This is a genomic window from Kribbella albertanoniae (assembly GCF_004348455.1).
GTDB classification, from domain to species: domain Bacteria; phylum Actinomycetota; class Actinomycetes; order Propionibacteriales; family Kribbellaceae; genus Kribbella; species Kribbella albertanoniae.
The window spans coordinates 57,123-70,164 of the sequence record NZ_SMKA01000014.1 but is presented as its reverse complement, the minus strand read 5'-3'; the positions used below and the strand labels follow the sequence as shown (position 1 = coordinate 70,164).

Annotated in this window: 10 protein-coding genes; 7 read left to right on the top strand and 3 right to left on the bottom strand. The window is 67.2% G+C overall.

Annotated features, from left to right (window positions below; genetic code table 11):
- Positions 1–54: 54 nt before the first annotated feature.
- A complete protein-coding gene (lpdA, locus tag E1261_RS06275) occupies positions 55–1,452 on the bottom strand; it encodes a dihydrolipoyl dehydrogenase (RefSeq protein WP_132403260.1) in 1,398 nt (465 codons plus the stop codon).
- 175 nt (positions 1,453–1,627) lie between these two features.
- Between lpdA and E1261_RS06270 the strand changes: the two genes are divergently transcribed.
- Entirely contained in the window at positions 1,628–3,751 is a 2,124-nt protein-coding gene (locus tag E1261_RS06270; protein ID WP_132403257.1) for a peptidoglycan DD-metalloendopeptidase family protein, read from the top strand.
- Positions 3,752–3,804: 53 nt separating this feature from the next.
- The gene (locus E1261_RS06265) at positions 3,805–4,263 is read left to right on the top strand and encodes a PGPGW domain-containing protein (protein ID WP_132403254.1); all 459 of its coding nucleotides are present in this window, start codon (positions 3,805–3,807) and stop codon (positions 4,261–4,263) included.
- On the opposite strand, the gene E1261_RS06260 is transcribed toward E1261_RS06265, so the two are convergent.
- The gene (locus E1261_RS06260) at positions 4,231–5,424 is read right to left on the bottom strand and encodes an FAD-dependent monooxygenase (RefSeq protein ID WP_132403251.1); all 1,194 of its coding nucleotides are present in this window, start codon (positions 5,422–5,424) and stop codon (positions 4,231–4,233) included. The two genes, E1261_RS06265 and E1261_RS06260, sit on opposite strands and share 33 nt — an antisense overlap.
- Positions 5,425–5,516: 92 nt before the next feature.
- On the opposite strand from E1261_RS06260, the gene E1261_RS06255 reads away from it, so the two are divergent.
- Positions 5,517–6,203 (top strand): TetR/AcrR family transcriptional regulator, encoded by a 687-nt coding sequence (locus E1261_RS06255; protein ID WP_132403248.1) that lies wholly within the window; start codon positions 5,517–5,519, stop codon positions 6,201–6,203.
- Here the strand turns inward: E1261_RS06255 and E1261_RS06250 are convergent.
- The gene (locus E1261_RS06250; protein ID WP_132403245.1) at positions 6,184–7,080 is read right to left on the bottom strand and encodes an AraC family transcriptional regulator; all 897 of its coding nucleotides are present in this window, start codon (positions 7,078–7,080) and stop codon (positions 6,184–6,186) included. The genes E1261_RS06255 and E1261_RS06250 overlap by 20 nt on opposite strands.
- 120 nt (positions 7,081–7,200) lie before the next feature.
- On the opposite strand from E1261_RS06250, the gene E1261_RS06245 reads away from it, so the two are divergent.
- The 4 genes from E1261_RS06245 to E1261_RS06230 are packed head-to-tail and all read left to right on the top strand — an operon-like array spanning position 7,201 to position 13,033.
- On the top strand, positions 7,201–9,960 hold the full coding sequence (locus E1261_RS06245; RefSeq protein WP_132403242.1) for an alpha-L-rhamnosidase: 2,760 nt from the start codon (positions 7,201–7,203) through the stop codon (positions 9,958–9,960).
- A 30-nt stretch (positions 9,961–9,990) separates the two neighbouring features.
- Positions 9,991–11,328, top strand: a complete 1,338-nt coding sequence (locus E1261_RS06240; RefSeq protein ID WP_132403239.1) for an ABC transporter substrate-binding protein — start codon at positions 9,991–9,993, stop codon at positions 11,326–11,328.
- Positions 11,322–12,185, top strand: coding sequence for a carbohydrate ABC transporter permease (locus tag E1261_RS06235; protein ID WP_238176035.1), 864 nt, complete (start codon positions 11,322–11,324; stop codon positions 12,183–12,185). Before E1261_RS06240 ends, E1261_RS06235 begins: the two co-directional genes overlap by 7 nt.
- Entirely contained in the window at positions 12,182–13,033 is an 852-nt protein-coding gene (locus tag E1261_RS06230) for a carbohydrate ABC transporter permease (protein ID WP_132403236.1), read from the top strand. Before E1261_RS06235 ends, E1261_RS06230 begins: the two co-directional genes overlap by 4 nt.
- Positions 13,034–13,042: the final 9 nt, after the last annotated feature.

The following is a 13,042-nucleotide window of genomic DNA, read 5'->3' as shown; positions in this document are numbered from 1 at the left end:
GGGTATGCGAACGGGCGCCGGCGGAGGGTCCGCGGGCGCCCGGTCGGGGGGTGATCAGAAGTTGATCATGTGGCCTTCGAGGCCGTGGAAGGCTTCTTGGAGGGCCTCGGAGAGGGTGGGGTGGGCGTGCACGTTGCGGGCCAGTTCCTTGGTGGTGAGATCCCACTTCTGGGCGAGGGTGAGCTCGGGGAGAAGCTCGGTGACCTCGGGGCCGATCAGGTGGGCGCCGAGGAGCTCGCCGTACTTGGCGTCGCTGATGACCTTGACGAAACCGTTCGGGTCGTTCAGGCCGTGGGCCTTGCCGTTGGCGGTGAACGGGAACTTGGCGACCTTCACCTCGTGGCCGAGCTTCTTGGCCTCTTCCTCGGTGTAGCCGAAGCTGGCGATCTGCGGCTGGCAGAAGGTGGCCCGCGGGATCATGGCGTAGTCGAGTTCCATGGTCTCGTGGCCGGCGATCGTCTCGGCGGCGATCACGCCCATCGCCTCGGCGGCGTGCGCGAGCATCAGCTTCGCGGTGACGTCACCGATGGCGAAGATGTTCGGCACGTTGGTCTTGCAGAGACCGTCGACGCCGATCGCGCCGCGCTCGGTGAGCTGCACGCCGGTCTTGTCCAGGCCGTAGCCGTCGACGCGCGGCTGGAAGCCGATCGCCTGCATGACCTTGTCGGTCTCGATGGTCTTCTGTACGCCGTCCTTGCCGGTCACCGTCACCTTGACCGTGGAACCGGAGTCGTCGATCGCGTCGACCCGGGTGGAGGTGAGGACGTCGACGCCGAGCCTCTTGTAGGCGCGGGCGAGCTCCTTGGAGACGTCCGGGTCCTCCAGCGGGACCATCCGGTCGAGGAACTCGACGATGGTGACCTTGACGCCGTAGTTGGCCAGGACGTACGCGAACTCGACACCGATCGCGCCGGCGCCGGCGATCACGATCGAGCCGGGCAGCTCCTCGGTGAGGATCTGCTCCTCGTAGGTGACCACGCGGTCGGACAGCTGGGTGCCCGGCAGCAGCTTGGTGGTGGCGCCGGTGGCGATGATGCAGCTGCCGAAGGTGACGGTCTCCGAGGAGCCGTCGTTCAGCGTCACGTCGAGGGTGTTCGCGTCGGTGAACGAGCCCCACCCGTCGAACTCGGTGATGCTGTTCTTCTTCATCAGGAAGTGGACGCCCTTGACCCGGCCGTCGGCGACCTTGCGGCTGCGCTGGACGGCGGTCGGGAAGTCGAAGCTGACCTCACCGCTGATCCCGAACGCTTTCTTCTCGGTCCGGAAGATGTGCGCGAGCTCCGCGTTCCGCAGCAGCGCCTTGGACGGGATACAGCCCACGTTCAGGCAGACACCGCCCCAGTACTTCTTCTCGATGATGGCGGTCTTGAGCCCGAGCTGAGCCGCGCGGATCGCCGCGACATACCCACCCGGACCTGCGCCGAGGACAACAACGTCAAAGTGCGAGGCCATGCTCCGAACTTTAGTCGGTCACCCCAGCCAGGTGACGATCGGGCAGCACCTGAGCCCGATTGGTCACACTCAGTGAAGTGGGCTTTCGTCAGGACCGTTCCGGGCCTACGCTGGGCTGGGCGCGGGGGCTAGTCCGGTCTGCGCACGTGAGGCGAGACGACAAATGGGGAGCCTGATGGTTCTGAGGAACCGTCGGGGGCTGCGGTTCGCGGCGCTCGGCACACTGCTGGCAGTGATGGCGCTGCCTGCGTATGCTGGCACGCCCACACCGCCCCCACCGGCCTCCGTCACGGACGTCAAGCGCTCGCTCGAACAGCTCCAGGCCGAGGCCGCCGTACTGCAGGCCGACTTCGCCAAGGCGACCATCGCCTACACCAACGCGCTCAAGGCCGCCGAGGCTGCTGAGGCCGCGGCCAAGAAGGCCGAGACCTCGGCCAACACCTCCACCGGCCGGGCCGACGAGGAGCGTCGCCGACTCGGCGTTGTCACCGCGCAGGCCTACCAGCTGGGCATCCCCACTCAGCTCGGTGCCGAGTCGATCCTGTGGTCGCTGGCACCGGTCGCGGAGAACCTGCAGGAGATCGCCGACCGGCAGACCGCGATCCAGCAGCTCGGCACCACGCAGACCTCGCAGTACAACAAGGCCATGAATGCCGGAGCCGAGGCCGACAAGGCCAAGGCGGAAGCGGCCGGCAAGCGCGGGGCTGCCAAGGCGGCCGCCGAGCGGGCGCAGCAGCTCGGCAACGAGGTGAAGCAGAAGGCGGCCGACGCCGCGTCGCGCGCGATCGATCAGCTCCCGGAGCTCGACGGCGCCTCTGAGTTGTCGAGGCAGCTCCAGCTGGCCCGCAACCAGCAGGCGCTGCTGCGCTGGCAGGCCTACCTGACCGAGCTCACCGCGGCCAAGGTCAAGCTGCCGCCCGCCGCCACGATCAAGGACCCTGCCGCTCTCCCGGCCGGTCTGAGCCCGCTCATCGCCGGTGGTCAGCCGGTGCCTGGCGCGGCCTCGGTGACGGTCCCCGGCAAGAGCCTCCGGGTGCTCTCGTCGGAGACGATCCGCGCCGTCAACCAGGCGTTCAACCTGGTCGGCCGCGCGTACGCGATCGACGCCGGCGGCCCCGACCAGTACGGCTGCCTCGGCGCGACCCGCGCCGCGTGGGCGCCGTACGCCAAACTGCCGAACACGATCAGCAAGGTCTACCCCGGCTACCAGCAGGTCCCGCCGGACCAGATCCAGCCCGGCGACATCATGCTCATGGGCAGCCGTTCGCTCGGCCTGGTCCACATCGGCATCGCCCTCGACAACGACGAGATGATCGCGTCCGACGAGTCCAAGGGCTCGGTCGTCGTGACTCCGGTCCCGCAGAACCTCTGGGCCGCGCTGCGCCCGACGCTCGGCGCCCCCACCAAGGCGCAGGTCGCACCGACCGCAGGCTCCAACGCGGTCAACTTCCGCTGTGGCAACACCGGTACGTCGGTCAACGTCGGCTCGGGCGCGTGGACCTGGCCGCTCGCCGACGGGACGTACGAGATCGGTACGCCGTTCGGCCAGTCCGGCTCGTTGTGGTCCAGCGGGTACCACACCGGCCAGGACTTCCCGGCCGCACTCGGTACGCCGGTTCGCGCGGTCACCGCAGGCACGATCCGGGTCGAGCACCCGAGTTGGGCCGGCAACCTGGTCCGGGTCGATCACGGCAACGGGTTCGAAACCCTGTACGCCCACCTCAGCCAGGTGAACGTGACCGACGGTCAGCAGGTCGTCGCCGGTCAGCGGATCGGAGCGGTCGGCAGCGAGGGCAACTCCACCGGCGCGCACCTGCACTTCGAGGTCCGGATCGGCGGTGACCCGGTCAACCCGATGCCGTTCCTGGCCACCGGCTCCGCGACCATCGGCTGGGGCGGTTACAGCAACGGCATGATCCCGGCCAGCAAACTGTGTGCGATCGGCAACGGTCACATGCTGCGCTGTGACGCCGCCGCGGCCTACCTGCAGCTCGCAGCGTCGTACCGGAAGGCCTTCGGCAAGTCGCTCTGCATTACCGACTCCTACCGCTCGTACCAGGCGCAGGTGAGCCTGTACGCGCGCAAGCCGTCCCTGGCCGCGCTGCCCGGTACGTCGAACCACGGCTGGGGGATCGCCATCGACCTGTGTGGTGGCATCGACAAGTTCGGGACCACGCAGTACCGCTGGATGAAGGCCCAGGCCTCCGCGTTCGGCTGGGTGCACCCGTCGTGGGCCGACCAGGGTGGCAGCCGCGAGGAGCCGTGGCACTGGGAATTCGGCCGCGCGGCGCGAGCCTGATTCGTCAGCAGTAATTCCGGGATTTCAGCCTGGTCAGCACGTAGGCTGGGCCCGTGGCCGAGCAGGAAAGTCCCGACCGCACTGATCACAACATCACCTTGGACGCTGATGACGACCGGTGGGAGTGGCGGCGCCGGATCCGGGCGAATCCGAAGAAGCATCTGATCTATCGCATCGTGGTGGGCGTGGTCGGCGGTGTGCTGATCATCGCGGCGCCGCTGACCGGCTGGTTGCCTGGACCGGGCGGTATCCCCCTGTTCATCGCGGGTCTGGCGATCCTGGCGAGCGAGTTCGAGTGGGCCCAGCGACTGCTCTACCGGGTCAAGGACTGGGTCAAGGTGCTGACCACCTGGACCGGCAAGCAGCCGGCCTGGCTGAAGACGCTCGGCACGATCGCGCTGTTCTGCTGTGTGCTGGTCGCCATCTGGCTCTACATGGCTGTGCTCGGCGTGCCCGGCTGGCTCCCGGACTCGTGGGAGTCATTCCTGCACAAGTTGCCCCTGCTCCCCTGAGCCGTGCTGGATTGAGTAGGCGGGCAGTTCGATCAAGGTGCTCATCTTCTGAGCCAGCTTGATCATCTGCCCCATCAGGAACCGATTGTTCAGCAGCCGGTTGCGGGCAGTGATGGCAAGCCTGTTCGGCGGTGCGAGGAAGCGGCCCGACTGGCTGCCGTCCTGCGTCATCGACGTCGCCTTGCGCAGCCTGTCCTCGTAGCGCTCGAACGCACCCTCGCGGCCTACGGCCAGCTCCCCCGCCAGGACGTACGCCCCGACGACCGCCGTACCGGTGCCGAGTGCTCCGAAGGTTGCGCCGTACCCGGCGTCGCCGAGCAGGACGATCCGGCCCGTCGACCAGCGGTCGACGTGCACGCGGCTGATCGAGTCGAAGTACAACTCGGTTGCCGACGGCAACGCTGCGAGCAGCTCCGGGACGCGCCAGCCGAGGTCGGCGAAGTGCTCGTGGATAATCGCCTTCTGCTGGTCGCGGTCGCGCCGGTCGTAGGTCAGCACCGGCGACTTGAAGACGAAGAGCGTCCCCGCCAGCGACGGGTTGCGCGCATCCACGCCGACACCGGCCATCCGCCCGGGCACGTTGTACATCAACGAGTCCTCGACCGCGCCGAGCGTGTTCGGCACCTCCCAGCCGGCCACGTAGTACCCCAGGTGACGCTCGGTCACCTGCTCAGCCGGCCAGGCGAGCCGGCGCACCACCGAATGCATGCCGTCGGCACCGATCACCAGGTCGTACGTCTCCTCGAGCCCGCTCTCGAACGTCACGTCCACGCCACCCGCCGTCTCGTGCAGGCTCGCGATCGAGTCACCGAACCGGTACGCCGCCACGTCGCGACCGTGGTCGTACAGCACCTGGGATAAGTCCGAGCGCAGGACCTCGAGCTCGCCGCCCGCGAATTCGGCCGGCAACCGCATCAGCTGCCGACCCGACTCGTCCACGAACCGCATCGCCGTACCGCCGGTCTGCCGCTCGCGGAGGTCCGCCAGCACGCCCATCCGCTCCAGCACGGTCAGGTAGACCTCGCCCCGGAAGTCGACGGCGTACCCGCCCTTGCGTAGCGCGGGCGCGATCTCGACGACGGTGACGTCGTGTCCCGCGCGGCCCAGCCAGAGCGCGACCGACGGGCCCGCAACGCTCGCTCCTGACACCAGGATCTTCATCTCATCAGCTCCGTCCAGTTAACTGTGTCCGGTGGACACAATAATGTGTATGGTAGACACAGATCAACCGATCAGGGAAGGGGCGCCCCAGAATGACCGAGTTGCTGTGGGGTACGGCGCAGCCGCCGAGCCGGGGGCCGAAGCCGGCTGTCACGCTGGCCGGGATCGCCGAGGCCGCGATCCGGATCGCCGATGCCGAAGGGCTCGACGCTGTCTCGATGCAGCGGGTCGCGGACGATCTGCCGGTCACCAAGATGGCGCTCTACCGGTATGTGCCCGGCAAGGCCGAGCTGGTCGCGGTGATGAGCGACCTCGCGATGGGCGCCCCACCGGAACGTCCCGAGCTCCCCTGGCGCGAGGCGCTGCACGCCTGGTCGATGGATCTCTATGCGGGATTCACGCGGCACCCGTGGTTGCTGCTGTCGACCGTCGGCCGCCGCCTGGTCGGCCCGAACGAACTGACCTGGATGGATCGCGGCGTCCAGGCACTGACCGACTCAGGTCTGAACGGCAGTGAGCAGCTCGACGCAGTCATGGTGCTGGCCGGCCATGTCCGCGCGCTCGCCTTGCAGACCACCTCACTGCCCGGCGGCCGCCAGCGACTCACCGAGGAGGCGTTCCTCGGAGCCTTCGCCGAGATCCTCACGACTCATGGCGATCGGTTCCCGAGCCTGGCCGCGGCGATGCGGTCGGCCGGTCAGGACGAACAGGGACTCGAGTTCGGTCTCGCGCGGATCCTGGACGGCCTGGAGATGCTGATCACGAGCCGGAAGGGCTGAGCTTCGGCGTATTGAAACGTTGCCGGTACGTGCTGGCGCTCAGCCCGAAGTGGGACTTGAAACGGCGGGCGAAGTAGTTCTGATCGGGCCAACCGACCGACTCCCCAATCCGGCTCACCGGCAGGTCCGTGTGCAGTAGCTGGACGGCCGCCAGTTCGACGCGATGACGAGACAGATAAGCCATCGGCGGCATGCCCGTCGCTGACTTGAACAATCGCACCAGATAGCCGGGCGCCAGGTGCAGCGCCTGGGCCAGATCGGTCAGTGTCCACGGCCGCGCCGGGTCGGCCTCCAGCAGCCGCATCGCATCCAGTACGGCGGGATGGGTCTGGGCGCGGAGATCGTCGCCCTCGGCAACCTTCCGGGCCAGGCAGCTCAGGTACAGCGAGAGCCAGCCGATGAGATCGCCGCGATGCAGACCGAGCGGCCGGCCCCGCAACGACCGGAGTCCATCCAGGTGCCGACGCGCCTCGATGAAGGTGTCGCCGTCCAGATGAGTGCTCAGCACGCCGCGGCGCTGCTCGGAGAACGGTCCGGTCCAGAGCAGATAGCCGAGCAGCGGATCTTCCCGGGTCCAGGCGAGCTCACGCCGTACGAGGTCTGCTGAGAAGCAGCAGTTGTAGACCTCGAGGTTTACGCACTGCTCGTATTCGTGCCACACCCCGGGCCTGAGCAGGATCGCGTCGCCGGGCTCGAGACGCTGCCGGCCGGCTTGGCTGTGGTGCACACCTTCGCCGCCGATCACCAGCGCGACCTCGAAGAAACTGTGCGTGTGCAAGGGGTGCGAATCGACGTGCAGATGCGGTCCTGCGTGCACGATCGTCCCCTCGACGAAGTGCAGCAGGGTTCCTCGGGTCCGTACCGGCTCGTCGGCCATGCCTCACGATAGGGGCCGAGGTTCATTTCGTGCTAGGACTCGTGCACTCCGGACTATTTCTCGGCGACGCGCCGCAGCAAGCTGGCCCTGAATCGTTTCATTCGCAACGGTTGGAGCCTTATGCCGAACCTCGCCGCACCGAGCAGCATCCGCTTCGAACACCGGACCGACACTCCGTTGGGCCTCGGGACTGCCACCCCACGGTTGTCCTGGCAGATCGCGACCGCGCCCGCCGACTACGCGCAAACGGCGTACGAGGTCGAGATCATTGGTACGACGACGCAGTCGTACGTCGTGGAGTCTGCAGAGCAAGTGCTGGTGCCATGGCCTGGAGAGCCGCTCGTTTCGCGAGAACGGATCTCGGTTCGGATCCGGGTCCGCGGGGCCGACTCGTGGAGCGAGTGGAGTGAGCCCGCGAGCGCCGAAGCCGGTCTGCTCGGTCCGGATGACTGGACTGCTCGTTTCATCAGCCCGCGCAACAACGCGCTCGGGTCGCCCGCTCCCCTGCTGAACGCCGCGCTCGACCTGCCGAGTGACATCACCCGGGCCCGGCTGTACGTGACTGCGCACGGCATCTACCTCGGCGAGCTGAACGGCAGCCGGGTCGGAGACGACGAGCTGGCTCCCGGCTGGACGGCTTATCAGCATCGCCTGCGTTACCAGACGTACGACGTGACCGAGCTGGTCCAACCTGGTGAGAACCAGCTCGAGTTCCTGCTCGGCAACGGTTGGTACCGCGGCCGGCTCGGCTTCCGCGACCAGGCCCAGGTGTACGGCACCCGGCTCGCGGTCCTTGCTCAGCTCGAGGTCACCACCGGCGACGGCCAGGTTTACACGTACGGCACCGACGAGAGCTGGACCGCGCGAGAGAGCGCGATCTTGGCCGATGATCTGTACGATGGTCAGCGCACCGATCTGCGCCGGTCACCAGGACCGGACTCCCCCGTCGATGTTCTCGACGCCGATCTCGGGCTCCTCGTCGCTCCGGACGGCCCGCCGGTCCGGATCACCGACACTATTCCGGCGAGAGCGCTCTCTGAGTCGCCGAGCGGCAAGACGCTGATCGACTTCGGCCAGAACCTCGTCGGCCGCGTCCAGCTCACCGTCCGCGGTGGTGCGGCGGGTGACGAGATCGTCGTTCGGCATGCCGAGGTTCTTGAGAACGGCGAACTCGGGGTGCGGCCGCTGCGCACGGCCAAGGCCACCGACACGTACGTGCTGGCCGGCACGGACGAGGTCGTGCTCGACTCCCCGCTTACATTCCACGGTTTCCGGTACGCCGAAGTGACCGGCGTACCGGATCTTCGTCTCGAAGACCTGACCGCGGTCGTCGTCGGGAGCGACCTGCGCCGGACGGGATGGTTCGAATCGTCGAACGAGCTGCTGAACAAGTTCCACGAGAACGTCGTGTGGGGTATGCGCGGCAACTTCGTCGATGTCCCGACCGACTGCCCGCAGCGCGACGAGCGGTTGGGCTGGACCGGGGACATTCAGGTCTTCTCCCCCACCGCGAGCTTCTTGTTCGACAGCGCCGGGTTCCTCACGAACTGGCTGGCGGATCTGGCGGCCGAGCAGATGAAGGACGGTTCGGTGCCGTTCGTGATCCCCGACGTACTGCGCAATCCGGAACCGGCCACCGCAGCATGGGGTGACGCGGCAACGATCGTGCCGTGGGTGCTCTACAACCGCACCGGCGATGCCGGACTGCTCGCTCGGCAGCTGCCGAGCATGCGTGCCTGGGTGGACAAGCTCACCGCGCTGGCCGGCAACAACCTGCTGTGGTCGGGCGGCTTCCAGTTCGGTGACTGGCTCGACCCGACCGCGCCGCCGGACAACCCGTTCCGCGCCAAGGCCGATCCCGACGTTCTCGCGACCGCACATCTGGCTCGGTCGGCCGAGGTCGTTGCCAAGGCCGCCGAGGTGGTTGGCGACGCCGAGATCGCCGCGCAGTACGCCGATCTCGCGGAGCGCGTGCGGCAGGCGTTCGCCGCCGAGTACACGACCGAGGGCGGACGCGTCCTGAGCGACGCGGCCACCAACTATGCGCTCGCCCTGCAATGGGCGCTGCTGCCGACCGAGCGGCAGCGGCAGCGGGCCGGTGAGCGTCTCGCGGACCTCGTCCGTACGGCGAGTTTCCGGATCAGTACCGGTTTCGTCGGTACGCCGCTGATCGCCGACGCCTTGGCCGATACCGGACATCCCGACCTCGCGTACCGCCTTCTGCTGCAGACACACTGCCCGTCTTGGCTGTACGCAGTGACGATGGGCGCGACCACGGTCTGGGAGCGGTACGACAGCATGCTGCCCGACGGCAGCATCAACCCCGGCGAGATGACGTCGTTCAACCACTACGCCCTCGGCGCGGTCGCCGACTGGATGCACCGCCGGGTCGCCGGTCTCGCGCCGGCCGCACCGGGATACCGCTCTCTGGCGATCAGGCCACTGATCACAGGACAGCTCGAGAACGCGTCGGCCAGGCACCTCACGCCGTACGGCGAGGCCGCGGTCGCGTGGAACCGGAGCAACGGCGAGATCGCGCTCTCCGTGACCGTTCCGGTCGGCGCTCGCGCCCAGGTCGCCGTACCGGGGGCGAGTGCGCCGGTCGAGGTCGGGCACGGCACACACGAGTGGACCGCCCAAGATCCGTTCCGCGAGAACGCGGATCTCGCGACTGATCCGACCGTGCGCCAACTGATCGATCACGAAGCGACCTGGGACGCCGTGGTCGCCGGATCACGAGAGAGCGGTTTCTCCGGAGACGATGCCGCTCTGGCTGCCCGGCTGGAGCGGTATCTCGATCAGCCCGCCACCGGGCTCGCCGAAGCGGCAGGTGATCCCGCCGCCGTGAGAGCCGCTCTCGAGGCCCTTCTCAATCACTGACCCATCGCACCAATCCCCTAGGAGGTCATGATGACGTTCCGCCCAGGCATGCGAGGAGCCGCCGTACTGGCAGCTGGTTCTCTCGCCCTGACCGCGTGCAGCGCGGGCAGTCTCGGTTCCAGCGACGACTCGGGTGGGGGCCCAGGATCGAACACAGTCACGATCACCTATCTGATCGGCAATCAGGACCAGGACATCAAGACGGCCAATCAGCTCGTCAAGGACTTCACCGCGAAGAACCCCACGATCACGGTCAAGACCGAGACCCGTCCGGCCGGGAGCGAAGGCGACAACATCGTCAAGACGCGGCTCGCGACCGGCGACATGCCGGACGTGTTCAACTACAACACCGGCTCGCTGTTCCAGGCGATCGCGCCGCAGAAGAACCTGGTCCCGCTCAGCGACCAGCCGTATCTCAAGGACCTCGACGAGAACTTCACCAAGACCGTCACCGCCGACGGCCAGGTGTACGGCGTACCGGGCGGCGGCTTCATGGGCGGCGGGGTGCTCTACAGCATCCCGGTCTACACCAAGCTCGGTCTGAAGCCTCCGACGACGTGGGCCGAGTTCATGGCGAACAACGCCAAGATCAAGGCGGCCGGTGGGGTCGCGCCGGTGATCCAGACGTACGGCGAGACCTGGACCTCGCAGCTGTTCGTGCTCGGCGACTTCCACAACGTGGCCGCCGCCGAGCCCGACTTCGCCGACCGCTACACCAAGAACCAGGCGAAGTACGCGACCTCGCCGGCCGCCTTGAAGGGCTTCGAGCACACCCAGGCCGTCCACGACGCCGGCTACGAGAACAAGGACTTCGCCTCGGCCAAGCTTCCGGACGGCCTGCGGATGCTTGCCCAGGGCAAGGGTGCGCACTATCCGAACCTGTCCGGTGTGGTCGCGAACATGGTCTCGACCCATCCGGAGGCGGCCAAGAACGTCGGTCTGTTCGCGTTGCCTGGTGACGACGCGAGCAAGAACGGCCTGACCGTCTGGACGCCCGGCGCCAACTACATCCCGAAGACGACGACCGGCGACAAGCTCGAGGCTGCGAAGAAGTTCCTCGCCTTCTTCGCCAGCCCCGAAGGGTGTGCCTCGCTGTCCAAGGCCGCGGCCCCGACCGGCCCGTACGCGGTCAAGGGGTGCACGCTGCCTGACGACGTACCGCAGGCGATCAAAGACATGCAGCCCTACCTCGACAAGGAGGGTGGATCCAGCCTCGCGCTGGAGTTCCTCTCACCGGTCAAGGGCCCGTCGCTGGAGCAGATCACGGTCGAGGTCGGCTCCGGCATCCGGAAGGCCAAGGACGGTGCCGCCCGGTACGACGAGGACGTGAAGAAGCAGGCGCAGCAGTTGGGGCTGGCGGGATGGTGAGGGTGTACCGCCCCTACTCGAACTGGTTCTACCTGCCGACCGCGCTGATCTACGGGGTGCTGTTCCTGGTCCCGACCTTCGCTTCGCTCTACTTCAGCCTGACCCGGTGGAGTCTGTTCGAGTCGAAGTTCATCGGGTTCGACAACTTCAAGCTGTTCTTCCAGGAGCCGGCGCTGGTCAAGGGCTTCACCAACACGCTGATCTACGCGGTCGTCACGTCCGGGTCGAAGGTGGTGCTCGGGCTGCTGCTGGCGGTGCTGCTCACCTCGCAGATCGTTGCCCGCGGCTACCTTCGGTCGGTGGTGTTCTTCCCGGTGCTGGTCTCGACGATCGGCATCGGGCTGACCTTCACGGTTCTGATGAACCCGGAACGCGGCCTGATCAACGGTGCCCTGAGCGTGATCGGCATCGACGGACCGGGCTGGCTGACCGATCCGAAGTGGGCGTTGCTCTCGGTGGCCGCGGTCGACGTCTGGAAGGGCGTCGGCCTGGCCACCCTGATCTACATCGCCGGCATCGTCTCCATCCCGCGCGAGTACGTCGAGGCTGCGCGCGTCGACGGGGCTGGTTCGTGGGAGACGTTCCGGCGGATCGTGCTACCGCTGTCCCGGCCGGCGACGGTGACCGTGATCATCTTGTCGCTCATCGGCGGGCTGCGGTCGTTCGACCTGATCTGGGCGATGACGCGTGGCGGTCCGGGGTTCACCTCGGACGTGATCGCATCGGTGATCTACAAGCAGTACCAGGCCGGCTTCTACGGGCTGTCGACAGCCGGGAACGTCGTTCTGTTCGTCGTGGTCACCGCGGTCGTGCTGCCGCTGTCGTGGTTCCTCAACCGGCGGGAGGTCGAGCTATGAGTACGGCGGAGCTCGTCAACCACCGGCCGGGCCGCAAACTCGCGCTCAGCGCGGTCGCGATCGTGGCCTCGGTGGTCGTCTTCCTGGTGCCGTTCGCGTTCATCGTGCTGACCGCGGTCAAGGACCGGCAGCAGTCGGCGCTGCTCGACTTCTCCTGGCCGCACCAGTTCCGGTTCGTGCAGAACTTCATCGAAGTGGTCGAGGCCCGCGACTACATGCTGGTGATCGCGTTCATCAACTCGACCATCCTGACGGTCGCGAGTGTGACCGGGATGGTCGTGCTGGCGGCGATGGCCGGGTTCGTCCTGCAGCGCCGGAAGAGCCGGTGGAACCCGTTCATCAACTTCCTGGTGCTGGCCGGACTCATCATCCCGCCGGCCGTCGTACCGACGATCTGGGTACTGCAGCAGTTCGGGCTGTTCCGGACCATGCCGGGGCTGATCCTGATCGAGATCGCGTACGGGTTGTCGTTCTGCATCCTGCTGTTCCGGGCGTTCGTGTCGACCATCCCGCGGGAGCTCGACGAGGCCGCGATCATCGACGGCGCCGGACCGTTGCGGCTGTTCTTCGGGGTGATCTTCCCGTTGCTGCGATCGGTCGTGGTGACGGTCGTGGTGGTTCAGTCGGTGGCGGTGTTCAACGACTTCGTGAACCCGCTGTACTTCCTGCCCGGCGACAAGAACGCGACCGTGCAGCTGACGCTCTACAACTTCTCCAGTCAGTACTCCACGCAGTACAACCTGCTCTTCATGAACATCCTGCTGATCACGATTCCGCCGCTGATCATGTTCCTCTTCTTCAACCGGCAGATCGTCGCCGGGATGACGTCCGGGGCGGTCAAGGGCTGACTCCCTTCG